This window comes from Aureisphaera galaxeae, assembly GCF_028561275.1.
In the GTDB taxonomy this organism is placed as follows: Bacteria; Bacteroidota; Bacteroidia; order Flavobacteriales; family Flavobacteriaceae; genus Aureisphaera; species Aureisphaera galaxeae.
This window is the reverse complement of record NZ_JAQQTF010000004.1, coordinates 131,908-158,515: the sequence shown is the minus strand read 5'-3', so window position 1 is coordinate 158,515 and position 26,608 is coordinate 131,908. Positions and strand designations below refer to the sequence as shown.

At 41.8% G+C, this 26,608-nt stretch carries 30 protein-coding genes; 19 read left to right on the top strand and 11 right to left on the bottom strand.

The genetic code is table 11. The features are described from left to right. The first annotated feature begins 26 nt into the window (after positions 1-26). The 12 genes from nudK to POV27_RS05445 all read left to right on the top strand — a co-directional run bounded on the left by nudK (position 27) and on the right by POV27_RS05445 (position 10,687). Complete coding sequence (gene nudK, locus POV27_RS05500) at positions 27-608, top strand: GDP-mannose pyrophosphatase NudK (protein WP_272861739.1); 582 nt, start codon at positions 27-29, stop codon at positions 606-608. 90 nt (positions 609-698) lie between these two features. Next, positions 699-1,616 carry a hypothetical protein gene (locus POV27_RS05495; RefSeq protein ID WP_272861738.1) on the top strand — a complete coding sequence of 306 codons (918 nt, stop codon included), beginning with the start codon at positions 699-701 and terminating at the stop codon, positions 1,614-1,616. Between the two features lie 88 nt (positions 1,617-1,704). Next, positions 1,705-2,583, top strand: coding sequence for an SDR family oxidoreductase (locus POV27_RS05490; protein WP_272861737.1), 879 nt, complete (start codon positions 1,705-1,707; stop codon positions 2,581-2,583). An 84-nt stretch (positions 2,584-2,667) separates the two neighbouring features. Beyond that, a complete protein-coding gene (locus POV27_RS05485; protein ID WP_272861736.1) occupies positions 2,668-3,693 on the top strand; it encodes a T9SS type A sorting domain-containing protein in 1,026 nt (341 codons plus the stop codon). A gap of 63 nt (positions 3,694-3,756) precedes the next feature. Further along, positions 3,757-4,551, top strand: a complete 795-nt coding sequence (locus POV27_RS05480; protein WP_272861735.1) for a hypothetical protein — start codon at positions 3,757-3,759, stop codon at positions 4,549-4,551. A 109-nt stretch (positions 4,552-4,660) separates the two neighbouring features. After that, complete coding sequence (locus POV27_RS05475) at positions 4,661-5,425, top strand: ParA family protein (protein ID WP_272861734.1); 765 nt, start codon at positions 4,661-4,663, stop codon at positions 5,423-5,425. A gap of 5 nt (positions 5,426-5,430) precedes the next feature. Continuing rightward, on the top strand, positions 5,431-6,330 hold the full coding sequence (locus tag POV27_RS05470; RefSeq protein WP_272861733.1) for a ParB/RepB/Spo0J family partition protein: 900 nt from the start codon (positions 5,431-5,433) through the stop codon (positions 6,328-6,330). After that, entirely contained in the window at positions 6,320-6,895 is a 576-nt protein-coding gene (locus POV27_RS05465; RefSeq protein ID WP_272861732.1) for a DUF5683 domain-containing protein, read from the top strand. Before POV27_RS05470 ends, POV27_RS05465 begins: the two co-directional genes overlap by 11 nt. Next, positions 6,892-7,593 (top strand): 4-hydroxy-tetrahydrodipicolinate reductase, encoded by a 702-nt coding sequence (gene dapB, locus POV27_RS05460; protein ID WP_272861731.1) that lies wholly within the window; start codon positions 6,892-6,894, stop codon positions 7,591-7,593. Before POV27_RS05465 ends, dapB begins: the two co-directional genes overlap by 4 nt. A gap of 51 nt (positions 7,594-7,644) precedes the next feature. Further along, positions 7,645-9,267, top strand: a complete 1,623-nt coding sequence (gene lepB, locus POV27_RS05455) for a signal peptidase I (RefSeq protein WP_272861730.1) — start codon at positions 7,645-7,647, stop codon at positions 9,265-9,267. A 74-nt stretch (positions 9,268-9,341) separates the two neighbouring features. Beyond that, positions 9,342-10,016: a signal peptidase I gene (gene lepB, locus POV27_RS05450; RefSeq protein WP_272861729.1), complete on the top strand. Its 675-nt coding sequence runs from the start codon at positions 9,342-9,344 to the stop codon at positions 10,014-10,016. A gap of 50 nt (positions 10,017-10,066) precedes the next feature. Next, a complete protein-coding gene (locus POV27_RS05445; protein ID WP_272861728.1) occupies positions 10,067-10,687 on the top strand; it encodes a WbqC family protein in 621 nt (206 codons plus the stop codon). Here POV27_RS05445 and POV27_RS05440 read toward each other — a convergent pair. From POV27_RS05440 to POV27_RS05410, 7 genes are all read right to left on the bottom strand, one after another. Beyond that, positions 10,684-11,718 (bottom strand): endonuclease/exonuclease/phosphatase family protein, encoded by a 1,035-nt coding sequence (locus tag POV27_RS05440; RefSeq protein ID WP_272861727.1) that lies wholly within the window; start codon positions 11,716-11,718, stop codon positions 10,684-10,686. The genes POV27_RS05445 and POV27_RS05440 overlap by 4 nt on opposite strands. 20 nt (positions 11,719-11,738) lie before the next feature. Then, positions 11,739-12,620, bottom strand: coding sequence for a rhomboid family intramembrane serine protease (locus POV27_RS05435; RefSeq protein WP_272861726.1), 882 nt, complete (start codon positions 12,618-12,620; stop codon positions 11,739-11,741). Positions 12,621-12,622: 2 nt separating this feature from the next. After that, entirely contained in the window at positions 12,623-13,375 is a 753-nt protein-coding gene (locus POV27_RS05430; RefSeq protein ID WP_272861725.1) for a rhomboid family intramembrane serine protease, read from the bottom strand. Further along, positions 13,376-15,229 (bottom strand): DNA mismatch repair endonuclease MutL, encoded by a 1,854-nt coding sequence (gene mutL / locus POV27_RS05425; protein ID WP_272861724.1) that lies wholly within the window; start codon positions 15,227-15,229, stop codon positions 13,376-13,378. A 3-nt stretch (positions 15,230-15,232) separates the two neighbouring features. Beyond that, on the bottom strand, positions 15,233-15,535 hold the full coding sequence (locus tag POV27_RS05420; RefSeq protein ID WP_272861723.1) for a hypothetical protein: 303 nt from the start codon (positions 15,533-15,535) through the stop codon (positions 15,233-15,235). A gap of 103 nt (positions 15,536-15,638) precedes the next feature. Then, complete coding sequence (ribH, locus tag POV27_RS05415; RefSeq protein WP_272861722.1) at positions 15,639-16,136, bottom strand: 6,7-dimethyl-8-ribityllumazine synthase; 498 nt, start codon at positions 16,134-16,136, stop codon at positions 15,639-15,641. 2 nt (positions 16,137-16,138) lie between these two features. Then, positions 16,139-16,906: a tetratricopeptide repeat protein gene (locus POV27_RS05410; protein ID WP_272861721.1), complete on the bottom strand. Its 768-nt coding sequence runs from the start codon at positions 16,904-16,906 to the stop codon at positions 16,139-16,141. A 139-nt stretch (positions 16,907-17,045) separates the two neighbouring features. On the opposite strand from POV27_RS05410, the gene recF reads away from it, so the two are divergent. From recF to POV27_RS05395, 3 genes are read left to right on the top strand one after another with little or no spacing between them, the layout of a single operon-like run. Beyond that, a complete protein-coding gene (recF, locus tag POV27_RS05405) occupies positions 17,046-18,125 on the top strand; it encodes a DNA replication/repair protein RecF (protein WP_272862649.1) in 1,080 nt (359 codons plus the stop codon). Further along, on the top strand, positions 18,122-18,538 hold the full coding sequence (locus POV27_RS05400; protein ID WP_272861720.1) for a hypothetical protein: 417 nt from the start codon (positions 18,122-18,124) through the stop codon (positions 18,536-18,538). The genes recF and POV27_RS05400 overlap by 4 nt, the downstream gene beginning before the upstream one ends. Positions 18,539-18,540: 2 nt before the next feature. Further along, positions 18,541-18,840 (top strand): DciA family protein, encoded by a 300-nt coding sequence (locus POV27_RS05395; RefSeq protein WP_272861719.1) that lies wholly within the window; start codon positions 18,541-18,543, stop codon positions 18,838-18,840. Between the two features lie 68 nt (positions 18,841-18,908). On the opposite strand, the gene POV27_RS05390 is transcribed toward POV27_RS05395, so the two are convergent. Both POV27_RS05390 and POV27_RS05385 read right to left on the bottom strand, forming a co-directional pair. Then, complete coding sequence (locus tag POV27_RS05390; RefSeq protein WP_272861718.1) at positions 18,909-19,328, bottom strand: nucleoside-diphosphate kinase; 420 nt, start codon at positions 19,326-19,328, stop codon at positions 18,909-18,911. Positions 19,329-19,393: 65 nt separating this feature from the next. Next, on the bottom strand, positions 19,394-20,440 hold the full coding sequence (locus POV27_RS05385) for an alkaline phosphatase D family protein (protein WP_272861717.1): 1,047 nt from the start codon (positions 20,438-20,440) through the stop codon (positions 19,394-19,396). Positions 20,441-20,518: 78 nt separating this feature from the next. Between POV27_RS05385 and POV27_RS05380 the strand changes: the two genes are divergently transcribed. From POV27_RS05380 to POV27_RS05370, 3 genes are read left to right on the top strand one after another with little or no spacing between them, the layout of a single operon-like run. Beyond that, positions 20,519-21,541, top strand: coding sequence for a DHH family phosphoesterase (locus POV27_RS05380; RefSeq protein ID WP_272861716.1), 1,023 nt, complete (start codon positions 20,519-20,521; stop codon positions 21,539-21,541). Beyond that, the gene (gldI, locus tag POV27_RS05375; protein ID WP_272861715.1) at positions 21,531-22,085 is read left to right on the top strand and encodes a gliding motility-associated peptidyl-prolyl isomerase GldI; all 555 of its coding nucleotides are present in this window, start codon (positions 21,531-21,533) and stop codon (positions 22,083-22,085) included. The genes POV27_RS05380 and gldI overlap by 11 nt, the downstream gene beginning before the upstream one ends. 4 nt (positions 22,086-22,089) lie before the next feature. Next, entirely contained in the window at positions 22,090-23,208 is a 1,119-nt protein-coding gene (locus POV27_RS05370; RefSeq protein ID WP_272861714.1) for a peptidylprolyl isomerase, read from the top strand. A 47-nt stretch (positions 23,209-23,255) separates the two neighbouring features. On the opposite strand, the gene POV27_RS05365 is transcribed toward POV27_RS05370, so the two are convergent. Both POV27_RS05365 and POV27_RS05360 read right to left on the bottom strand, forming a co-directional pair. After that, positions 23,256-23,912, bottom strand: coding sequence for a hypothetical protein (locus POV27_RS05365; RefSeq protein WP_272861713.1), 657 nt, complete (start codon positions 23,910-23,912; stop codon positions 23,256-23,258). A 15-nt stretch (positions 23,913-23,927) separates the two neighbouring features. Next, the gene (locus tag POV27_RS05360) at positions 23,928-25,382 is read right to left on the bottom strand and encodes an aminoacyl-histidine dipeptidase (protein WP_272861712.1); all 1,455 of its coding nucleotides are present in this window, start codon (positions 25,380-25,382) and stop codon (positions 23,928-23,930) included. An 87-nt stretch (positions 25,383-25,469) separates the two neighbouring features. Here POV27_RS05360 and POV27_RS05355 point away from each other — a divergent pair, with 87 nt between their 5' ends. Further along, positions 25,470-26,537: a DUF3810 domain-containing protein gene (locus POV27_RS05355; protein WP_272861711.1), complete on the top strand. Its 1,068-nt coding sequence runs from the start codon at positions 25,470-25,472 to the stop codon at positions 26,535-26,537. Positions 26,538-26,608 lie beyond the last annotated feature (71 nt).

Below are 26,608 nucleotides of genomic sequence, written 5' to 3'. Positions count from 1 at the left end.
CGCAGTACGGAGACAAAACCGCATGTATGAATAATCCCAAAATAAACATCACCAAAACAGAGGTGCTATCGGATAATTGGTATACCCTTCGAAAAGTCACTTATGAATACCAAAAGGACGATGGAACGGTAGAAACACACGCACGTGAAGCCTACGATCGTGGAAATGGAGCTGTTATTCTACTTTACAACAAAGAAAAAGGAACCGTGATCCTTACCCGACAGTTTAGAATGCCTACCTATGTAAATGGAAACGAAAATGGCATGATGATCGAGGCTTGTGCCGGACTATTGGACGAGGACAATCCCGAAGATTGCATAAAAAAAGAGACCCAAGAAGAGACCGGATATCAGATCAAGGAAGTGCAAAAAGTGTTCGAATCGTATATGTCTCCCGGTTCGGTTACCGAAATCCTTTACTTCTTCGTAGCCGAATACACCGACGACATGAAAACGAGTGAAGGGGGCGGCTTGGCCGAAGAAGAGGAGAATATTGAAGTCTTGGAGTTGGCATTCGAAGAAGCCCTTAAAATGATGGATAATGGGGAGATTAGGGACGCCAAGACCATTATGTTACTTCAATATGCCCAAATCCATAACTTGCTGTAAGGAATTCAAGATTTAAGACTTATATCGATCAACCGTTTCATAATAAATAAATTACACTCTCCGTTTTCATAGCAACACTAACGTTTAGCTATGAAAAAATTTCGCATTCACCATCAACTACTTATTGTTTTATTGTTCCTAACTGCTTGTTCCAGCGATGACTCTAGTAGCGCGTCATCAGAACAAGAACAGAACCTTCCTCCGACGATTACCTCTTATACTGCAAGTGTGTTATTTGAACCCGATGATCCAGAAATTGCGGTACGGGAGCTGGTATCCACTGGAATTTTTGAAGAAAATAAGTTGACGGCGCTATCCGAGCAGTTATTTATTGAAGGAGAACCCCAAGAGGCAAGAATTAGTAGAAAGCTTACGTACACCAATGGATTGGTCACCCTATTCGAAAGAAGGGATCAAGACATCCTAGAAATGATTTATGATGAATTGGGTAATATGACAGCCATTAATTGGTCCATACAGGGCTCCGAGCGCTTTTTTAGGTTCGTACATCTTTCGGACACAGAAGTATATTTTGAAGTGATCAGCTTACCTCATGACGATCCGCAAACAGAAGTCGGTCAACGTATTATTTTGCGGTTTGATGCAAGCGACAATGTCATTGCCGCAGGGAAAGATTTGGATTTAGACGGCATCATGGATGCTGAAAATCAATTTTCCTATACCAATAATAGTCTGACCCAAATCACTTTAGCTTCGGGAGAAACCTTTAACTATGAATATACAGAGATCCTAGATTCCTTTGTGTACATGTACGATCAAGCGATTGGCAAAAAAATAAATAGAATTCTTTGTGCAGAGTTATATGCCGGTGCAAGTGCCGATGGGATTTTTGCTTGTCAAAATTCTGAATTTATTTCCACTATTGCATTAACCGAAAATGACTATGAAACTGGGAGTAACAACTTCTTCACCAAGCGTACTAATGTGTCTGCTATGCAGAATAATACCGGTACCCAAACAGAAGTAGTAGAGTTTACATTCGAATAGGACTCGCAAAATTTGAAGCAACAAACTATTTATTATGCTTGCATAACAAATAAAGGGACTGTACCTTTACAGAAATCAAAACTGTACTATGGATTTAAAGGCCAAAATGCTTCGCGATAATGCCCTAGAGGGCAAGACCATTGTTGTTACCGGTGGTGGTAGTGGATTAGGAAAATCGATGACCACCTATTTCTTGGAACTAGGGGCCAAAGTTGTGATCACTTCCCGAAACCTGGAAAAACTGCAAACCACAGCCAAAGAGTTGGAGGCGCAAACCGGAGGCACCGTTTTACCTCTTCAATGTGATGTTCGTCATTACGATCAGGTTGAGGCAATGTTAAAAGCTTCCGTAGAGGCATTCGGCACCGTAGATGTACTTTTGAACAACGCTGCAGGAAACTTTATTTCCCCTACCGAGCGCTTATCGGCCAATGCTTTCGATACCATCATTGATATCGTATTGAAGGGGACCAAAAACTGTACGTTAGCCTTTGGAAAACATTGGATCGACAATAATGAAACCAATAAAACGGTCTTGAATATCGTAACGACCTACGCATGGACGGGTTCTGCATATGTGGTACCAAGTGCCACGGCCAAAGCAGGGGTGTTGGCCATGACGAGATCCCTTGCCGTAGAATGGGCCAAGTATGGGATGCGATTTAATGCCATTGCTCCAGGCCCCTTTCCCACCAAAGGTGCTTGGGACCGATTACTACCAGGAGATCTTAAGGAGAAGTTTGATATGGCCAAGAAAGTGCCTTTGGGCCGTGTGGGAGATCATCAGGAATTGGCCAATCTGGCCGCCTATCTGGTTTCCGATTTCTCTGGATACATCAATGGAGAGGTCATTACCTTAGATGGTGGTGAATGGTTAAAGGGTGCCGGGCAGTTCAATCTATTGGAACAAGTCCCAGAGCAAATGTGGGATATGTTGGAAATGATGATCCGTTCCAAGAAAAAGTAATCCCTGTATTTCAGACACATACTAGCTAGGTATTGATTTAATTCTTATATTAGCGATATACGATTTATAAATAAATTGTTCGCTATGAAAAGACTAACCCTCCTCCTATTGCTGCTATCTACATGGGTATCGGCACAGGAATTTTATGTGATCGATGCTACGAATCGGCTGTACACCGTAGATCCTCAAAACAATTTTTCGAAAACCGAACTCTTCCAGATCGATGTGAACGATGTGGGTGGCATCGTGGCCGAAATTGCCTTCTCTTCCGAAGGTTTACTATATGGCATTACTTTCGAATCCAAACGGATCATTGAAATCGATTTAGTGAATGAAACAGCCGCTCCTATTGGCGATCAGCCGTTTATTTGGGAAAAGTACCGAACCTTGGTAGGTACCGACGACAACCGCTTACTGTTTGGCTCGTACACCAGTGGGGAATTGTACTCCTTCGATATTCCCAGTGGTACCATCACTACGGTAGCCAGCGGAATATTCTCTTCGGCAGATTTCACATTCTACAAAGGAAATTTAATTTTCCCCTTCGTTTCCGATCCATACGTAATGAAGGCATTCGATGGGTCTTCCATAGTAACCATAGGCTGCGATGGAACCGACGGAAATGGATCCCTTAACGGTTTTATTAACTACTTTGACTCTTGCAACTCCGATCTTGTCTATGCGATTGCCAACAATGGAGTGGTTTATGAATTCAATTTTGAAACAGAAGCTTTGGACGAAGTGGGACAAATACCGGATATCATCGTAGTAAACGGTGCTGCTTTCCCTTCAGAATACATGGCAGATTCCTGTCTATTGGAAAATCTATCCATTTCCGATTGTGATATTCTCAGTACTGATGACCTGAATGCCCCTAGAATTTCGATAGCACCTAATCCTGCTGCATTCGAGGTACGGCTATCGAGCTCCCTTCCCCTACCCGATTCGTCCTACATGTTATTTGATATAAATGGACGGAAATTACTTTCTGGCTCGGTGGCACAAGAACAAGCACTTCCACTAGGCACACTGCATTCTGGAATGTACTTTTTACGGGTGTTCGATGGGGAAAACAAGACAATCTTTCAAGAGAAAATCATTAAAAACTAACCCTTTACCTACATTCGTTATTGGGTTGTACAATATTCGGAAAAGCTTTGAGGTTTATTACATATGCTGGTAAAAGTCTTAAAGCTTTTTCTTCATATTGTTCTTATACTCCTACTCACTGCTATTACGCAAGTAGGCGGTTTGCTGTATCTGTGTTGTTTGTTGATTTTTAGAAAAAAAGGAAAGTACAAGTATCTTTATTTTGCTGGAATATATCTGTTCTTCACCTTTCTCGTTGTCCCTTGGCTGGCTCCACTTAACGGTAGGGAACGAATTGAGAATTCGGATACCATTCGGCCTTGTAATTATTTTTATGTGCTTGCCAATCGCAATTACGTTAGCCCGCAGATGAACGAGACATTGCAAACAGTATCCCACCAGCTTAACTTAACCTACCCTGGATTGGAATTGGTGTATCTGGATGCTAATTTTCCATTTTTCGACGGTTTTCCCTTGCCTCCGCACCTAAGCCATAGCGATGGTAAGAAAATAGATATCAATTTCATTTATCAAAAAGAGGGAACCCTTAGCAATAAGAAACCTTCCCTTAGTGGATATGGTGTATACGAAGCACCTAAAAGCAATGAATGGGACCAGCCTTCCCATTGCGAAGAAAAAGGGCATTGGCAGTATAGTTTTCCACAGTTTTTGACCTTCGGCACGTGGAATGAGGAGCTGCAATTCGCTGATGCTGCTACCAAAGACCTATTGAATACCATGTTACGGCATCCCAACACACAGAAAGTATTTATAGAACCACATTTGAAACAACGATTGCGATTGGAACACAAACGGCTTCGGTACCATGGATGCCAGGCTGTAAGACACGACGATCACATTCATTTACAGGTTCATTAACTGTTTTACTATGATTCTAGGGTATAAATGTTCACTTTCTGTTAACAAATTACATTTTCTATCCGCATAATTAATCGTATTTTTAGTCCTTAAAATTGTAGGAAAATTAATGGGTAAAATTATTGCTATTGCCAACCAAAAAGGAGGTGTTGGAAAGACTACCACTTCCGTAAATCTTGCAGCATCGTTGGGCGTACTTGAGAAGAAAGTCCTTTTAATCGATGCCGATCCCCAAGCAAATGCAACTTCTGGTCTAGGAATAGATGTAGAAAGTGTTGAGCAGGGCACCTACCAACTATTGGAACATACCGTGGGAGCTAGAGAGTCTATTATAGAAACTACCTCTCCCAATGTTTCCCTTATTCCGGCCCACATCGATCTGGTGGCCATCGAAATAGAACTGGTAGACAAGGAACAGCGTGAGTACATGCTCAAGAACGCTATTGCCGACCTAAAAAACGATTACGATTTCATTCTTATAGATTGTGCACCGTCCCTAGGGCTTCTTACCCTAAATGCCTTAACGGCAGCAGACAGTGTGATGATCCCCATTCAGTGTGAATATTTTGCTTTGGAAGGATTGGGTAAACTGCTCAATACCATAAAAAGCGTACAGAAAATACACAATGAGAGTCTCGATATCGAGGGGCTATTGCTTACCATGTACGATTCCCGCTTGCGACTTTCCAATCAGGTAGTGGAAGAGGTGAAAAAACACTTTGATGAGATGGTTTTTGAGACCATAATTCAGAGAAATGTACGTTTAAGTGAGGCACCCAGTTACGGAGAAAGTATTATTAGTTACGACGCGGGTAGTAAAGGAGCCAATAATTACTTAAGTTTGGCAAATGAATTAATTGAGAAAAACGCGTAGGATTTATGGCGAAAGCAACAAAAAAACAAGCATTGGGACGTGGGCTTTCAGCATTGCTGAAGGATCCGGACAATGATATTAAATCGGTTGAAGATAAAAATGCCGACAAAGTAGTTGGTAATATCGTGGAATTGGAACTCGATACCATCGAGATGAACCCTTTTCAGCCACGAACCAGTTTTAATGAGGAAACTCTTCGTGAATTGGCTTCCTCCATTCGTGAATTGGGCGTTATTCAGCCTATAACAGTTCGTAAACTTGGTTTCAACAAATACCAATTGGTTAGTGGGGAACGTAGGTACCGAGCTTCAAAATTAATCGGATTAAAAACCATTCCTGCTTACATTCGTATCGCGAACGATCAAGAATCGTTAGAGATGGCGCTGGTAGAGAACATCCAACGACAGGACTTAGATCCTATCGAAATTGCACTCTCCTATCAAAGACTTATCGAAGAGATTAAGGTAACGCAGGAAGAACTGAGCGATCGCGTAGGTAAAAATCGTAGTACGGTAACCAACTATTTACGCCTATTAAAGTTAGATCCCATTGTACAGACTGGCATGCGTGATGGTTTCATTTCTATGGGACACGGTCGTGCTTTGATCAATGTGGAGAATACAAGCGATCAATTGGATATCTACGAAAAAATTGTTTCGGATTCCCTATCGGTACGGGAAACAGAAGCCGCTGTTCGCAAATACAAAAACCCTGAGGCACCTAAAGAAACCCCTAAAAAGACAACGCCTCATTTTGCCAACAAAGGCAGTCGTGAACTTTCAGATTTTTTGGATGTAAAGGTGACTATTAAGACCAATGCCAAAGGAAAAGGACAATTGGTCGTTCCTTTTCACGATGAAGACGACTTTAAACGCATACTGAACCTCATAAAAAGTGAAAAGTAAGCTTTTCCATATTTTTTTCCTCTTTAGCGGTATCCTCTTTGCGCAAACTACAGATTCCTTAACGGTAGAACAGGAACGCATTATTGTTGCCAAAGACACAGTTACCGTTGCCTATGATCCCCTTGCCCCGTCGCGAGCTGCATTTTATTCGGCAGTACTTCCAGGATTGGGACAGGCTTACAATAAGCGCTATTGGAAGATTCCCTTGGTATATGCTGGTATCGGTACCGGGGTCTATTTTTACCTTCAAAACACAGACGATTACAATCGGTTCCGGGATGCTTATAAAAGGCGCTTGGCCGGATTTACAGATGATGAGTTCCAAGGAATTTCGGATGATCGACTCATCGATGCTCAGCGAACCGCCAGTAGAAACAGGGACGTGAGTATTATTGTTTCCATCGTATTCTATATCCTGAATATCATAGACGCCAATGTAGATGCCCATTTACGGCAATACAACGTAAGTGAAGATTTATCCATTCAGCCCGGTATCCTTCGGGATCCGACTTCCTTTAATTCGCAAGGGAATTACGGTTTGTCATTAAAATTGAACTTAAAATGAAAATCGCATTGCTAGGATATGGTAAGATGGGAAAGACCATTGAACGATTGGCTTTGCAGAAAGGCCATACCATAGTCTATACGCTTTCCAGCACCGGTGAAACGGGAAATTTGGCAGACGCCGACTGTGCTATCGAATTCTCGGTTCCTACTACAGCTGTTGCCAATATAAGCAAGTGTTTCGAACTTAATATTCCCGTGGTAAGTGGGACTACTGGCTGGTTAGATCATTACCAGGAAGTGCTAAAGTTATGTGAAACCAGTAACGGAAGTTTTATCTACGCGTCCAATTTCAGCATTGGAGTGAACCTATTTTTTACGATGAATGAATATCTTGCGAAGCTCATGCGGCCCTGGAAGGAATATGAGCCTTCCATAGAAGAGATTCATCATACCCAAAAATTGGATGCCCCCAGTGGCACTGCGATTTCCATTGCTAAGGGCATTTTGAAACATTCGGATAAAACCCAATGGAAACTGGATAGTGATGATAAGAACGATCTTAACATTACTGCCAAACGGATTGATGATGTGAAAGGAACGCACAGTATTGATTATACCTCTGCTATAGATACCATTACCCTAAAACACGAAGCTCATACAAGGGATGGTTTCGCTATGGGAGCGATTTTAGCTGCCGAATGGCTGGTAGGCAAAAAGGGCGTTTTTAGCATGAAAGACGTTTTAAATTTGAAATAAACTAACACAAAACGCCAAAGACATAGATTTTGGCCGATAAAATATAGAATCATGACTTGGACCGATTTACTTCTTTTAATACTCGTAGTACAAGTAATTCATTTTGCAGGAACCTGGAAGTTATATGTGGCGGCAGGCCGTAAAGCTTGGGAAGCAGCAGTACCTGTTTATAATGCCGTAGTGTTAATGAAGATCATTAACCGTCCATGGTGGTGGGTTTTCCTATTGTTCATCCCCATTGTTCACTTAATTATGTTCCCAGTACTTTGGGTGGAGACCCTACGAAGTTTTGGAAGAAACAATGCCAAGGAAACTTTCTTGGTGCTCTTTACTTTAGGATTCTATCTATACTATGTAAACTATACTCAAAAGGTAACCCATATCCCAGACCGTGATTTAAAACCACGCACGTCGACCGGAGAATGGGTAAGCTCTATTTTGTTTGCTGTGGTGGCGGCGACCATTGTACACAACTATTTCATGCAGCCGTACACCATCCCCACCTCCTCGTTGGAAAAGACCTTATTGGTGGGTGATTATCTCTTTGTGAGTAAATTTCATTATGGGGCTAAAGCACCTATGACTGCCGTTTCCTTGCCCATGGTACACGATACCCTGCCTGGCCCAAGGGTAAAGTCATATTACAAAGGCATTCAATACCCCTTTTTACGTATTCCCGGAATTCAGAAAATAAAGCAGAATGATATTGTGGTTTTCGGATGGCCTGTGGATACGCTTACGAAAATTACAGATCCAAGCAGTAAGGTAGACATTAAGCCTATGGACAAGAAGTCCAACTACGTTAAGCGTTGTGTAGGACTGCCAGGGGATTCATTAGAGATAAGAGATGGCTACGTTTGGGTGAATGGCGCTAAAAACGATTTACCCGATCGAGCGAAATTACAGTTTGCCTATGACTTCACTTCTAAAAACGTGTTGGTGAAGCGAACGCAAGATGGCAATTACACAAACATTCCTACAGACTCATTCCACGAAAGATATCAAATATCCGACATGGGAATTACGGGGATGAATGCCGATAGAAGCGCCTATACCTATCGCGTTTTCACCACAGATGAAACCATTGAAAAACTCAAAAACCTTCCGGGAATCGAAAACGTGACTAGAGTTACTAAGGAACCCGGCGCACCGGAATCCAATATCTTCCCACACGATCCGAGATATCCTTGGAATACAAGAAATTTTGGTCCTATTTACATTCCACAAGCAGGCGCTACGGTAGAAATCAATAGTGCGACAATCCCGTTCTACGAGCGTATTATCGAAGTATATGAGGGAAGCGAGTTAGGCATTGAAAATAATATTACCCAATCCGGAACCCAAGTATTGCTCAACGGACAACCCATAACCCAATACACCTTTAAACAGGATTACTACTGGATGATGGGAGATAACCGCGACAATTCTCAAGATGCGAGAATGTGGGGATATGTGCCGTTTAATCATGTGGTAGGGAAGCCTGTATTTATCTGGATGAGTTTCGATAAGTTCAAGAAGTTCCCGTCCAACATCCGTTGGGACCGTGTATTCACTACCGTAGGTGGAAGCGGAGAACCAGTTTCCTATTTCCGTTACTTCCTGATCGTTTTAGTAGGTTGGATTGGTTTTAATTACTTCAGAAAGAGACGGAAGGGGAAGAAGAAAGCTGTGTAGACCGGTTTAATCGTTTAACTGTTTAATAGTTTAAGCGATAGCTCGTGCTTGATAAAGCCCTTTAAAGTTCGTATATGGCTTTTTTTAGAAAATATAGGATCCCCATTTTAGTTGTACTTGGGGCCATTGTAGCCATCTTTGTATTTAGAATGCAATACTTGGCCAAGTTGTATTCTATTCCGACCACATCTAATGAGCCAGCCTTGAAATTGCACTCATCTCAATTTGCTTCAAGTCTCTACAAACATGAAATAAACGATTTTATCATTTTTAAAAGATATGATTCCATATTTCTAAAAGATGAGGCACATTTCGTTTATCGGCTCATCGCACAAGAAGGAGACACTGTTCATATTGACAAAGGCATTACCTATGTAAACGGAGTGAATGTAGACAAACGGATGATTTTAAAACATGCCTATTTGGTATCTAGGGATGAATTTGCCAAACATTTTCAAAATGAGAATCACGAATGCTATCCCATGGGCAATGACAGTCATCTATGTCATATAGAAGACCGAATTGCTAGGGAACTCGGGCTTACTAGGAGAATGGAAGAACCAGATGCACGCAACGATGAGATCTTTGCTACGTACAAAGCCCGTTGGAACGCCAATTATTTTGGCCCCCTTGTAATTCAAAAAGGCCATGTTTTTGTTATGGGCGATAATCGTGACAATGCCCATGATTCAAGATATATAGGTACCATCCCTGTTTCGGATATAGTCGGCGTCATAAAAAACAAATAACAACTCATCAGTTAAACGATTAAACATCTAAACAGTTAAACCCAGAACCCATGTCCATCCTCATTCATCCCAGCTATTTTCCTTCCATCGCGCAAATGATTGCCACGGTACAGGCAGATCAGGTGGTATTCGAAGTAGAGGATAACTATCAGAAACAGACCTACCGAAATAGGGCACATATCGCCCATGCCAATGGGAAGCTCTTATTGAATGTGCCTATTAAACATTCCAAAAGCAAGGAACGCCAGAAAACCAAGGAAGTTGTCGTAGAAGATAATTTTCAATGGCAAGTGCAACATTGGAAATCCTTACAAAGTGCCTATCGTACCTCTCCCTTCTTCGAATATTACGAAGATGATATCTATCCCCTTTTTCACAATTCCGTTTCTGGACTTATGGATCATAATTTGGCCATTTTCGAAATGATATGTGAACTTCTGGGAGCGGACATTTCAATCCAAACAACTTCAAAATATGAGAAAGAGACTCCGCTCAAAGACCTACGGTTTATGATTGAGTCCAAAAAGGAAAAAGAATATCCTTTGGCAACCTATACCCAGGTACATGAAAAGAACCATGGGTTTCTTCCCAATCTTTCCATTTTAGATTTACTCTTTAATGAAGGGCCGAATGCACTTACTTACTTAGAGAGTCAGCAGCTTGAATTTTAACGCTCGCCCCAACCCAATTGTGCGCTTATTGGATAGTGATCTGAGAACGTTTCGTCTAGGGTTTTAAATCGGATAACATCCATTCCCTTGGACGCCATAATGTAGTCAATACGCATGGGGTAGCCTTGAAAAGAATAGGTGCTTCCTAATCCATTACCACGCTCCAAAAATGCATCTTGCATTTCCTTTTTCAGCTTTCTGTACACATAGGAAAAAGAAGTGTTATTGAAATCGCCCGCCAATATTACCGGATAAGGAGACTGTTCCTTATGTCCCAATATTTTACGCATTTGGGACTCCTGTTGTACGAAACGTTCGGAAAAGCGTTCTTTTAATTGTTCTGTTCCCCGGTCCTGAAGGAAATCGACCGTAGGAAGTATGCCGATGGATTGTAAATGAAGATTGTATACGCGAATGGTATCGTTCCCTACAACGGCATCGGCATAAATACTGTTGTTGTACGACTTTTCGAAATCAAAACCTCCCTTATTCAATAAAGGATACTTTGAGAATATCGCATGCCCCAAGTTATGATCGGAGTCCTGAAAGTGAATAAATGTATGAGGGTATTTTGAGAAGTCTACTTTATGGTCGGCATAGTACTCCTGAATGAAAAGCATATCAGGATCGTCAGCACTTAAAATTTCATTCATTTTTTGCGACACAGCATCTGCATTGTTCTCTTTTTCATAGGCATTGAACAGACGAACGTTATACGATAAAACCGATAGCGTGGTGTTGTACTTTGATGCATCCCCTTCCGAAGATATTTCGAAAAAAGGATTAAAGTGAAAAAAAGCGATGATCAAAACGATCAATGAGACCCAAACCTGCTTTCGGAGGCGAAGCAACCAATACAATGCAAATAGGATGTTAATGAATAACAGAGGTGAAACCGCTAAACTAAGAATAGAAAGTGTGGGAAAGGTAGAAGGTGGCAAATAGGGCAATACAAAGGAAATGACCAGTAATAATGCTACTAGCACATTGCCCCAATAGATAAGTTTCCCCAAAAACCTGAGCTTCTTCAAAATGCTTGTGTACGTATTGGTTAGTTGTCGTTACCCGCCTTGAAAAGGAAATCCTTCTCGGCCTTTGTAAGGCTTTCGTAACCACTCTTACTAATCTTATCCAGAATAGCATCGACTTTCTTCTGGTGGTCACTCTTGCTGTCGACAGGTTTAGAACGTTTAGTTTTGGATTGTGTTGCCTTGTTCCTATGTACTTTTTTAAACGGCTTTTGTTTTCTTGTTTTGAAGAGATCGGCCACCCAATCCATGAATCTTTCGAACCAAGCACCAATGTCATTTCCTTTGGCCATTTGTCGGGCATATACATACCCAAAAATAGCACCTCCTAAATGTGTTAATAACCCACCCGCATTGTCTGAGAGAGGTAGTTGAATTAAATCTTTCAGGACGAAAAACACGGCAATCCACCAGATTTTCAGATTGAACATAAAAATCCGAACCACCGTATTGGGTGTATAGGTGGCAATAAAAACCATAATGGCCGTCACCGCCCCAGAAGCACCTAAAAGGTAGCCCTTAGAACTGGCAAAGGCTGGGAAGATATTATAGCTAAGAACAAATAGTAACCCTCCCGCGAGTGCACCAAGCAAGTAAATTGCAAGAAATCGTTTTTCACTAAATAAATTGAGGATGATCCTTCCGAACATATACAAAAAGATCATATTAAAGAGAATATGGAAAATCCCTGAATGTAAAAAGCTGTATGAGAAAAAGGACCAAGGTTGCCATATGACCTCACTTATGCTATCGGGAAGTACAAACCATCGGGTGAGATAAGAAGGCTCCATTTGCATGAGGAATGCGACAATATTGACCCCAATGAAAACAACTGCATTGATCACAATGAGCTTTACGACGACACTGGCCGTTTTAAACTGATATGATAAGCTTCCTCCTGTCATAGTTAATTCAATCGATGACTATTAAAACTGTTCTTCTTCCAGTACCAAGCGCAAATAAGCCCAATGATTCCTCCGCCTATATGTGCCCAGAATCCTGTACTGGGATCTCCAATGATGGCAATACCCGAAAAGGCAGATATTACGTTTAAAGCGAAATAACCTCCAATTAAGTATTTGGCCTTAATAGGTATAGGCAAGAAAAGCAAAAATATTTGCAAATTGGGAAAATAGACCGCAAAAGCCATTAGTATTCCAAAAATGGCACCTGAAGCCCCAGCTGCTGAAGTATGGAAGGAGTTGAACATTCGCTGAATCGTGCTTTCATCCGCAACCTCCCAAACCCGGGTATTGTATTGTCCTTCGTTCATAAATTGAAGAATCTCGGCCTTTGAAAATCCAGATACACTGAAGGCTTCATATCCGGGAAAGTACCCCAAATACAATATTAAAAAGTGCAAAGCCGTTGCGCCCAAACCAGCCGAAAAATAAATAAACAAAAACTTCTTCTGTCCTAAATAGGCCTCTAACTGGCTCCCGAACATAAATAGCATGAGCATATTGAACAAAATATGTCCAATAGACCTCATATCATGCATCCACATACTTGTTAAAATCTGCCACACCCTGAAATTAGGATGTTCGGGAAATTGTAAAGCGAATAATTTATACGCCCCTTCTCCTAAGGTCAATGCCCCTACATAAAAGAGGACATTGGTGATAATTAATACCTTGACAGTCTCTGTTATTCGAAACATTTACATAAACTTTTTATCCAAATCATTGGCATTCAACATTACAAGTACAGGCCTATTGTCTGGGGAAACACTGGGTTCCTTGCAAGCAAACAATTGGTGTATGAGATGCTCTTGCTCTTCTTTCTCTAAAGCCGTACCTGTTTTTATGGCCATACTTTTGGCCAAGGACTTCGCCAACAGATCGTTCTGGCTAAATCCAGCCTCTGGCACCTGATGTTCCAAATCGCTCAATACCTGCTCCAAAATCCCTTCTACATTGCTTTCCTTTACACCGGCAGGGATGCCATTAATGCCTATTTCTTCCTCTTCCCAAGAGGAAAATACAAATCCTGTATGTTCCAGTTGTTCTCGTATCGTCTCCAACAATTCAATCTTGGGTTTGGAAAAGGTTACCTGAACAGGAAATAACAACTGTTGGCTCACCGCTTCCTGCACGGTCATATTCTTCAGTAATTCTTCGTACATGATTCGCTGATGCGCCAAATGTTGATGTACGATCATCATCCCGCTCTTTACGGCACTTACGATGTACTTATTTTGTATTTGAAAGGTAATCTGTCCGGCATGCACCTTTTCTTCGGTAAAGAGATTACCCGTAAACTCGTCGCTTTCAACCTGCATCTCACCGAAGGGTTCGGCTTCGATTGAAGGGTTATCATCATCCTTCAAACCTACATATAACGACTCCCATGCCGTTGTCGACTCTTTTTTAAAGGATACCTTACTGGGTTTAGAAGTACTCCCTTCCTTAAAAGGATTGAAGGTCCTATCTACTTCGATGGTAGGAACCACGGGGTCCTTCTTACTGTACTCATAGGGGGTGTCGAAACTAGAGTCCTTATTGAAATCCAATACTGGAGCAATACTGAATTGCCCTAAACTGTGCTTTATGGTAGCCCGCAACATAGCGTAAATGGAATGCTCGTCGTCGAACTTTATTTCGGTCTTCGTTGGGTGAATATTGATATCTATAGACTTAGACGGCACGTCCAAATACAGAAAATAGCCTGGATGCGTGCCATCCTTAACAAGGCCTTCGAAAGCCGATACTACCGCATGGTTCAAATAAGGACTTTTAATGAACCTATCGTTCACAAAAAAGAACTGCTCTCCCCTACTCTTTTTGGCAAATTCGGGTTTCAGTACAAACCCATCTACCTTTACGATCTCCGTTTCCTCAGTAACAGGCACCAACTTCTCATTGGATTTCGTACCGAAAATATTCACGATACGCTGTCGTACGTTACTCTCGGGGAGGTCGAACACATCACTACCATTGTGAATCATTTTAAAAGCTACTTGCGGATGTGCTAGTGCTACTCTATGAAATTCATCAATAATATGCCGGGTTTCTACCGGATTGCTTTTTAAGAAATTACGTCGGGCGGGAATATTATAGAAGAGGTTCTTTACCGATAAAGTGGTTCCCTTGGGAACCACAGCTACTTCTTGCGAAATCACTTTGCTTCCTTCTATGGTTACATGCGTCCCAATTTCGGCCTCTTCGGTTTTGGTTTTAAGCTCCACATGGGCAATAGCCGCAATGGAAGCCAAAGCTTCCCCACGAAATCCTTTGGTATGTAGATTGAAGAGATCGTCCGCACTTTGAATTTTGGAAGTCGCATGACGGTCAAAACAAAGTCGTGCATCGATATCGGACATTCCTTTTCCGTTATCAATTACCTGTATCAGGGTTTTCCCTGCGTCCTTTACGACTAATTTTATGGAAGTTGCCTCAGCATCAATCGCGTTTTCCAAGAGTTCCTTCACTACAGAAGCGGGTCGCTGTACCACCTCTCCTGCTGCAATTTGGTTGGCAACGTGATCGGGTAATAACTTAATAATATTAGACATTCACTAAGTCTGGGTAAAAATGGTTAGGTCAAAATCTATTAACCAAAGGAATACAAATGCAAGAATAGCTGCTATAATGAGTACGGTCTTGTTCAACTCATAATTTCCCCGGTTTCGCTTGGCTTTTCTAGCCTCACTCCAATGCGATCCGAAATCATTCTTATTGTAACTCTCATTGTACGCATCCAATCTCGTGGCAAACTTACCTTCCTCAACATCTTCCTTTCCTTTGTAATAGCGGGGGGTGTAGTTAAACCGGTTGTTGGTTTTAAGTTTCTTTATTATTGTGAATTTAATCGGTCCCATAAGCTAACTTTTCAAAGTTAGTTAAAATCAAAAACAATGCCGAGTGTGTCCCGTTAATTTTTTGCAAAAGGGATTTACCGAAAATCGACTGTTTTTTAATGTATTAGAACCGAGCGTCCTTTCGTAGTTGTGCCATTTTTATGGCAGCTATGGCAGCTTCGGTCCCTTTGTTTCCATGCTTGCCCCCACTTCGTTCTTTGGCTTGCTGCCAATTGTTGTCGGTAAGCACACAGAAAATGACTGGGATATCGCCTTGTATGTTTAGGTCCTTAATTCCCTGAGAAACGGCCTCGCAAACGTAATCGAAATGTTTGGTTTCTCCTTGAATGACACTACCAATGACAATAACCGCATCTAACATATCGAAAGCTTGGGTCATTTTCTTGGCTCCGTAGATGAGTTCGAAACTACCGGGAACATTCCAACGTACGATATTTTCCTTGATTCCCCCGCAATCTATAATTGCGTCGAAAGCACCTTGGAACATGCCTTGGGTGATCTCTTCATTCCATTCAGAAACAACAATCCCAAACCGAAAGTCCTTCGCATTTGGGATTGTACTTTTATCGTAGGCCGATAAATTTGTATTTGCTGTCGCCATATTTATTGCATTGCTTCAGCCTGTCCTTTATATAGCTTAGCCTTTTCGGCTTCTTCAGAATCTTTGTAATCTTCTGCAATGATGTTGAAATACTCCAAAGCCTTCACAGACTGTCCTAATTGAAGGGCTGTAATTCCTGCCTTCAAATAGAAACGTGGCGAAGTAACGTCATTGGTTTTCATGGTAGCTGCATCTACATAGTACTTCAATGCTTGGTCGGGCTGGTTCAACTGAACAAACGCATCTCCAATAGCTCCTTTGGCCAAAGGCCCCGTAGCTTCGTCCTTCCCCTTGTAGTCATCTAGGTAGTTGATGGCTTCTTGGTAATTGTTAAGGTTTAAATACGCCATCCCTGCATAGTACTTTGCAATATTCCCAGCTGCAGTTCCGCTGTATTTGTCCGCAATGTCTACCAAACCATATTTCCCTGCAGACCCCATTAATGCAAGGTTGTACAAGGAATCTTTTTGTGTAGTTGCATTCAATGCAGCTGCGTAATGCGATTGTGCTTGGAACATCTCGCTAGTCGCTTCTGCTTGTTTAGGCTCCTGGATAAAGTTTTGATATGCCAAGAATCCTAGGATACTAAGCGCTACAATTCCAACAAATCCTATAATATATTTTTGGTTCTTCTCTACCCAAGCCTCAGTCTTGGAAGCTCCTTCGTCTAAGGTCTTAAATACCTCTGCCGTTGCACTTCCGTCTTCGATTTCTACTTCCTTCTCTGCTTTTGTTTTGGGTTTATAACCTCTTTTCTTGTAGGTTGCCATATTCTATGGTTTAATGAAGCGCAAAAATAAAATTTTTATTACAATTTAAAAGGGAAAAATCAATATTTTGCACTATGAAAAGCACCCAAATAAGCGCGCATGTTTTTCATTTCAAGCCATCCTCAACACTTTAATTTTGATGCAGTTACAAACACTATCCTTACTCAATTACAAAAACTTCGATTCCCGAACGTTCGATTTTGATTCAAGGATTAACTGCTTTGTGGGTCTAAATGGAGTAGGAAAAACCAATGTGTTGGATGCGATCTATCATCTTTCCTACGGCAAAAGCTACTTCAATCCCATCACCACACAAAATATTAAACATGGGGAAGAATTTTTCGTGATCGAAGGGCAATATGAAAAACAGGAACGCCCAGAAAAAATCGTGGTAAGCGCCAAACGTGGACAGAAAAAAATCATTAAACGAAATGGGAAGGCCTATGAAAAATTCAGTGAACATATTGGGTTCCTCCCGCTTGTCATTATTTCCCCTAGCGATCGCGATCTTATCGTAGAAGGAAGCGATACCCGTCGTAAATTTATGGATGGGGTCATCTCTCAAGGAGATTCCGAATACCTGCGTGCGCTCATCGCCTATAAAAAAGTGCTTGAGCAACGTAATTCGCTGTTGAAGTATTTCGCAGCCAACCAAACCTTCAATCAAGATACCCTGGATATCTACAATATGCAATTGGAGGAATATGGCTCTTTGATCCATGCAAGGCGGGTTGACTTTATTGCAGAATTCTCGCCAATTTTCTTGAAACGCTACGAAGTGATAAGCAATAGCAAGGAAGAGGTTCAGCTCGTTTACAAAAGTCAATTGCACGATACCAAACTGCTGGATTTGCTGCAACAAAACCTTCAGAAAGATAAAATAACCCAGTATACCAACTTCGGAACGCACAAGGATGATTTGCTGTTTCAAATAGATGGACATCCCATTAAAAAATTTGGCTCGCAAGGCCAACAAAAGTCGTTTTTAATCGCCCTGAAATTGGCTCAATTCGACTTCCTGAAAGCTCAGAGCAAAGAACAACCCATCTTGCTTTTGGACGATATATTCGACAAATTGGATGAAGACCGCGTGGCACAGATCATTAGTCTGGTAGATAATGAAGATTTTGGTCAATTATTTATAAGCGACACCCATGCCTCCCGCACGGAGGCGGTGGTGAAAGAAGTGAGTAAATCCTATAAAATGTTTGCCCTATGAGATTTGTGTATGTAGCCCTTCTTCTTATCTGTATTTCCTGTGGAAGGCAATCTCCAGAGGAACACATTCCTCGTTTATCGGGCTATTGGGAAATAGACCAGGTGACTTTACCCGATGGAACTGTTAAAGATTTTCAGATAAACACACTTATTGACTATATTGAAGTGCTTGGCGATAGTGGAACCCGAAAGAAATTAGCACCCAAATTGGATGGCACCTTTCAAACCACAAAAGCAGCAGAACAATTCCTTTTGAAAATTGAAAAGGATCACCTTCATTTGTACTACAAAACGCCTTATGCGCAATGGAAGGAAACCGTTATACAAAGTAGCGACAGTCTTTTAACGGTGCAAAATGAAGATGGAAACACATATACCTACAAACGATTTAAACCTCTTAACCTCAACCTATAATCATGGCCAAACGAAATAGGGAACACAGTACCTTGGGCGATGTCCTGAAAGATTTTATTGCGTCGAGCCGAAAGCTACAAAAGGGAATGGACAAAGTTTCCGCCCAACAGGCTTGGTATTCGGTCATGGGAGAGGCTATTTCCAAATACACAGACAATGTCTTATTGGATCGTGATACGCTGTATGTTCAGCTAACCTCTTCGGTATTGCGGGAGGAATTGAGCTACGGAAAAGAAAAAATAATTCGCCTACTCAATGAAGAATTGGGAAGTGACCTCATTAAGAAAGTAGTCCTACGATAAATAAAAAAGCCGTGTTCCTTCGACAAGCTTAGGATAACACGGCTTACTTTCTAAATATCTTTGGTCGATTAGAAAATCTCTCTTCCGGCGAAATGGAATTGACTTTCAATCTCAGCGTTTTCGTCGCTATCACTTCCGTGAACTGCATTTTCACCAATAGACGCAGCATACAGCTTACGAATGGTTCCCTCTGCAGCCTCTGCTGGGTTCGTAGCACCAATTAAGGTACGGAAATCTTCAACAGCGTTATCTTTTTCAAGAACAGCAGCCACAATAGGACCTCTTGTCATGTATTCTACCAACTCTCCAAAGAACGGACGCTCCTTGTGGATTGCATAGAAAGCCTCGGCATCTGCCTTGGTCATTTGAGTTAATTTCATGGCAGCAATTCTGAATCCAGCTGCAGTGATTTTTTCAAGAATAGGCCCTACGTTTCCTTTTTCAACGCTATCAGGCTTTAACATGGTAAAAGTTCTATCTGTTCTCATAGATGTTTTTAATTTGGGTGCAAAAGTAGCATTTTGGAAAGCAAAAAACAATCCTTAACCATTCTTTAATAGTGGACATCATGCCGTTCGTACAAAAAGTTGTCTTCCCCACGAATCTCGAAAGCCACCTTTTGGGCGTCCAGATCAAACCGAATCACTCCAAAGTTAAGACGCTTCACCACATTGCTTATTCTATATGGATTGGACTCAGTAGTATTTGTAATCCAAGTATGGGTCATGCCACTGGTAGTAAAATCGATTAAAGGATAGGAAAGTCCATGAGTGTTTTTTCTAGACACTTCTGCCATGTGTCGATCTCCGCTAAGCAGGAAGATATTTTTGGCCTTGGCATTGTATATGAGATGCTCCAACTTTTTCGCTTCGGCTGGCATATTTCCCCAGCGCTCCCAGCCATGTCTATCGTTCAGGTATTGTATACTGGTTACGATGATGGTAAAATCTGCCGTTTCATCTGCTAACTCCCCTTTCAGCCATTGCCATTGGGCTTCTCCCAAAATGGTTTTTGTAGTATCCTCTATTGGCCAAGCTTCGTATCGTCTGCCCTTAACCGTACTTTTTAGCAAGGAGTCGCGAAAGGTTCGGGTATCGAGAAGAATGAATTTTAACTTCTTACCCTGTGCTTCGGTACTATAAGAGGAATATACTCCTTCCCGCTGGTAACGGTCATCGTCTTCCGGTACTTTCAGAAAATCCAAAAATAACTGCTTCGCCTCTTCCTTTTTGGGCCATTCACTACCCGCATCGTTTTTACCATAATCATGGTCATCCCAGGTTCCGATAATGGTGGTCGATTCCATTAGTTTTTGATATCCCGGATGGGCCAAAACCTTATCGTAATCGGCCTTCATTTTATCCATATCCTTCGTATCTGCATAGATATTGTCGCCTCCCCAAATGAAAAGATCGGGCGAATGGCTTACAATAGGCTCCCAAAGGGGTTGCGGACGATCTTGATCACTACAACTGGCAAAAACCAAGGTGAAATCCCAAGTACTTTCTGAAGGGATTTCCGAAGTACTTCCCTGAGCGGTTTTCGCTTGTTTACAGGAAAGTCCTACAAACGGCAGTAGTAGGAATAATAGGTATTTCATAATACACGTGTTAGATTGTTCAAATTTAGTTAAAGCCACATTACTGAACTATTAAGAAATCGTATCTTCGCATCGCTTATGAATAAAGATACCCTAGAAACGGTAAATACCTTGCTTGCCAACCCTAAAAACATAGTGGTGATTGGCCATAAAAACCCAGATGGTGACGCCGTGGGTTCCTGTTTGGGACTCTCTTTTTTTCTAAAACAACGCGGACATACGACCCAAGTGATCATGCCCAATGATTTCCCGGAGTTCCTGAAATGGATTCCAGGATGCTCCGATATTCTGAATTTCGACAAACATACAGATCAGGTGACCAAGGCGATAGAAGCCGCGGATATTGTATTTACGCTAGACTTTAATGCCTTGAACCGTACGGGTAATCTTACCGAAACGTTGGAAAACGTAAAGGCTCCTTTTGTGATGATAGACCATCACCTTTCGCCAGATGATTATGCGGTCGCGACCTATAGTGATACTTCCATGAGTTCTACAGCGCAAATGGTGTTTCACTTTATTGAAGCATTGAAGGGTGTGGATGAAATTTCACCGGAAATCGCCACCCAATTGTATGTGGGGATCATGACCGATACTGGATCGTTCCGATTTCCAGCCACCACAGCTACAACACACAGAGTCATCGCGTCCCTTATTGAAAAAGGGGCAAAGAACAGCTCCATACACCAGAACATCTACGATACCAACAGTCAGGATCGGATGAAGCTATTAGGGACCGCACTGAATAATCTACATGTGCTTCCCGAATATCGTACAGCCTATATCTCCCTGTCCCAGCAGGAACTGGATGATAACAATTTCAAGAAGGGAGATACCGAAGGATTTGTAAACTATGCCCTCTCCTTAAAGGACATTGTTTTCGCCATTATTTTTATTGAAAATAAGCAGGAAGGCATTACCAAAATCTCCTTTAGAAGCACGGGGTCTTTCTCCGTAAATGAGTTTGCCCGTGCACATTTCAATGGTGGCGGCCACACCAATGCGGCTGGTGGAAGAAGCGAAAAACCGTTACAAAAAGCGATACAACATTTTATTAGTATATTGCCAGCCTATAAAAATGCCCTAAACCATGACGCGTAATCTACTCCTTTTGAGTATTGCTGCATTGTCTTTGTTCGCCTGTAAGGGACCAGAGGCAAGAAGGCCCGTAAGGACCACTTCGGGCACATTCATTAAGGAGTCTGCCGAAAGGAACAAAATCCTACTGGAACAGGAGGAAAAAATGATCGCTACTATTATAGAGCAGGATACGGCTAAGACCTATTTAACCTCAGATAGTGGTTTTTGGTATTACTACAATGTGAAGGACTCCTTACCATCTAATCCGCCTAAGTTTGGGGACGATGTTACCTTCACGTATGATATCAAAACCCTAAACGGGAAACTGATCCTGTCCGAATCGGATAATGGAGTTCAGAACTATAAGATCGATCAATCCAACCAAGAATTAATCTCTGGTATCCGTGATGGGTTAAAACTGATGAAAGTTGGCGAAACGGTCACCTTTCTTTTCCCTTCATACAAGGCCTATGGATACTACGGTATAGAAAATAAATTGGGTACCAACGTACCTGTACGAAGCACTGTAACCTTAAAAACGATAACAACTCAAGAAAATGAATAATACCATGAAAAATCTGACACTTTTGGCGGTTTTCCTGATCGCTGTTTCTTTTACTTCCTGTAAAAGCAAATACCCAGATCTCGACAAGGGATTGTACGCAGAATTTATAACCAATAAAGGGACGTTTGTAGCCAAGTTCTATGAAAAGGCTACCCCGCTTACCGTTGCCAATTTTGTGGAATTGGCCGAAGGTTCCCACGAAATGGTCGACTCTGTATATAAAGGAAAGCCTTATTTCAACAACCTTACCTTCCACAGGGTAATTAAGGATTTCATGATTCAAGGAGGAGATCCTAAAGGAGATGGCACTGGAAATCCAGGATACCGTTTCCCTGATGAGTTTGTAGACTCCTTAAAGCACGACAGGAAAGGGCTTCTTTCTATGGCTAATTCTGGAGCTGCTACCAATGGAAGTCAGTTTTTCATCACATTAAAGGAAACACCTTGGTTGGACGGAAAGCACACAGTTTTTGGTGAAATCGTAGTAGGACAGCAAATTGTTGACACTATTGGAAGTGTGGAGACTAGTAAGCCTGGAGACAAGCCAGTAGAGCCTGTAATCATTCAAGAAGTAAACATCATCAACAAAGGAGCTACCGTACCTTCTTTTGCTGCTGAAATGGAGAACATTGAAAAAGCTAAGAAAGAAAAAGAAGAGCGTCTTGCGAAAGTTGCCGAGACGACCATGGCCGAATTGAACGAGCTGAAAACCAAATCAGAAACTACGGAGTCTGGACTTCAGATTCATTGGAACAACAAAGCGGGTGGAGCAAGACCAACCGAAGCTGACCAAGTAAAATTAAACTACGTAGGATACTTTGCAGACGGAAGACTTTTGGATACCAACGTACTTGAGGTGGCTGAAAAATATGAAAGAGTAGATCAAAGAAGATTGGCTGCTGGACAGTATGCGCCAATTCAGAGCCCTTACAATACACAAGCAACTTTCATCGCCGGATTCGAGGAAGGAATGCTACAAATGTCTGTAGGAGATAAAGTAACCTTATTCATTCCATCACACTTGGCTTGGGGTGAGCAAGGAGCACCTAGAGGTGGTATTCCACCCAACACAGATGTGATCTTTGAATTGGAATTGACCGAGATCGTAAATAATGCTGAATAAGTAAAAAATACAAGCTAAAAAAAACCTCCGTTTAAACGGAGGTTTTTTTATTGAAGCCATTCGTAATAACTTACTCTTTTCTTGCCATCAATGATCTCGAAGGAACGGCCTTTCATAAACTGCTCGCCTTCATAAGACATGGTGTCTACTTGTACTTCCAAAGGCAGGTCATACTCCAAACTGAATGAATAATCAGGAAGAAAACCATCGTAATCATAACTATAGGAAATACGACTAGCCGCCTCGGGAACTTCTGGAAACCAATTCAACTCGGTGATATACATGTATTCTTCGTATGTAAGATTCTCTGCTTTATGTCCATTGGCCAAACCACCCTCTACCTCTGTAATCTTGTTGTTAAGGCTTTCCCGCACCTCGACATTTACAATCTTATTTTCGTATACTTTCCCCAAATAGCGGTAATACAAAGAACTACTCGCCAATAATGTTACCAAAACACTGATGATCATTTTCTTTCTAAGGGAACCAAATTTTCGCCATCGAAAAAAGGATACCAATAATCGTAGTACCACTAAATTGGAAAGCGTATAGAGAAATAGCCAAAATAAATCAATAAAGACCTGCCATTCGTCGAAGGTTATCTCTATTAAATCCACCCAATAAAATAGCAAAAACAAAAGCATCCCAGCATTTAGAAAGGTAATAACGAAGTACTTTAGCGACTTTCTAAGAGTGGTGATCATGTATGCAATAAACGGCTATTGTTTCGGAATGCTCTTCAGTATTTCAACAACATATTTCCAATACTTCTGGGTTGAGGAAATACTCGCTCTTTCGTCAGGGGAATGTGCTCCTTTAATGGTAGGGCCAAAAGAAATCATATCCATTTCGGGATAGTTTTGCCCCAGGATACCACATTCCAGACCTGCGTGACAAGCAGCCACATGTGGTTTTTCATTATTGAGCTCTTCATAAAGTTGCTCCATCACTTTCAGGATAGGACTGTCCATATTGGGTGCCCAACCAGGATAGGCGCCAGAAAGGCTAACGGTGTATCCTGCCATTTCAAATACTGCTCTTAGGGTATTGGCAACATCGTCCTTGGAAGATTCCACCGAAGAACGGGTAAGGCATTCAACTTTTATGTTGCCTTCAGCTACCGTAACCTTAGCAATATTATTGGAGGCTTCCACCAACCCTTCGATCGCTGGGCTCATTCTGTACACGCCATTGTGAGCGGCATAGATAGCATTGATCAATTTTGTTTGATCTTCCTTGCCCATTACTGAAGCAGGCATAGCAGTCTTTTCAGTTTCAATGGAAAGCTCTGGTTCCAACAACTTGTACTCTTCAACAATACTAAATTGTGCTGCCTCTACCTTAGAAACAAAATCGGACACCTTTTCCATAGGCACTACCACAGTAGCAACGCTTTCCCTTGGGATCGCATTCCTAAGACTTCCTCCGGCTATTTCAGCAATATGACATTCGTTATTTACAGCGGCTAAGATGCGGTTCATTAACTTATTGGCATTTCCCAATCCTTTAATGATATCCATTCCACTGTGTCCGCCTTGCAATCCTTTTAAGGTAATGGTATAGGCTTGGCTATTTTCAGGAACTTCAACCACAGCATAAGTCCCTTCGGCAGTCACATCTACCCCACCAGCACATCCCACGCCAATTTCGTCGTCTTCTTCCGTATCGAGGTTAAGCAGTATGCCTCCTTTCAGTAAACCACCTTTCAGCCCCATGGCACCCGTCATCCCCGTTTCTTCGTCGATGGTAAACAAGGCTTCCAAATCGGGATGAGCAATTTCCTTACTCGCCAAAACAGCCATGATCGTAGCTACACCCAAGCCATTATCGGCTCCAAGCGTAGTTCCGTTGGCTTTCACCCAATCCCCATCGATAAACATATCGATTCCCTGTGTGTCGAAATCGAATACGGTGTCGTTATTCTTTTGGTGCACCATGTCTAAATGCGACTGCATTACGATGGGCGTTCTATCTTCCATTCCTGTGGTTGCGGGCTTACGGATAATGACATTTCCTACTTCATCTTCATAGGTTTCCAGCCCCAATCCCGCTCCGAAATCTTTCATGAATTGAATGACTCTCTCTTCTTTTTTAGATGCTCGGGGTACTGCGTTTAAATCTGCAAAATGGTTCCAAAGTGCTTTGGGTTCTAGGGCTCTTACTGCTTCGCTCATATGCTTTTTTGAATTAATTTTTCAAAAATAAGGCTTCTCCTGCTTTCGATAAACGAATGATCGAATAATTCTTTGTATGTTTGATTCATGCGAAAAAGAACCAAAGTAATTTTAGCCCTGTTACTGCCCGTTCAATACTTTTCGCTCCTTATCTTAAGGAACTTCCCCGCGTTTATCGAAAAGTACTATAGTCAAGGCATTTACCCAATCCTTTCGAAGATATCGAGAACCGTTTTTGGGTGGATTCCCTTTTCCTTTGGGGATCTTATCTATCTATTCTTAGTGCTTTTCCTCATTCGCTGGTTGTACAAAAACTTTCTGCGCATACGCACCGAACCCGTTCTGTTCGTGGTAGACATCATGGCGTCACTTTCTGTTATTTATTTGGTGTTCAATCTAATTTGGGGGCTTAATTACCTAAGGACCCCGTTGCATGAAACCTTGCAATTGGATCGGGATTATACCACCGAGGAACTCATTGAAACCACCAAACGCCTTATCGACAAATCCAACGAACTGCACCGCCAACTCGGTTTTGCAGACAGTACAAAAATAGATTTACCTTATTCCCAGAAGGAAATATTCGATAAATCCGTGAACGGCTACAAAAATCTAGAAAAAGAATATCCCAACCTCCGCTATTCGCCAAAGAGTATTAAAAAGAGTGGTTGGAGCCTTGGACTTACGTATATGGGATATAGTGGGTATTACAATCCGCTAACAGGAGAAGCACAGGTTAATAATCTCATCAAAACCTATAAGTTTCCTGTGGTGAGTTGCCACGAACAGGCGCATCAAATTGGGTATGCCGCAGAGAACGAAGCAAATTTTATCGCGACGCTGGCTACCCTTCACAATGACGATCCTTTCATACAATACACGGGCTATATCTTCGCCTTACGCTATTGCATTAATGAGATTGCCCGAAGGGACATGGATATGTACAAGGCCATGTTGCCGACCATAAATTATGGTATCCTTGAAAGTTATCGTGAAATGCGAGATTTCTGGGAGAGCTATGAAAACCCGTTCGAGGACCTTTCAAAAGCTTTCTGGGATCAATTCTTAAAAGCCAACAATCAATCCAAAGGCATCATGAGTTATAGTTACATGGTTGCCCTGGTGGTGAATTACTTCGAAGACAGACCCCTTTAAGGTTTTCTTAACAGCGTGTTAAACTCAGGGTTACATTCGCGCATAACCAACGTAACCACTATCTTTAAAAA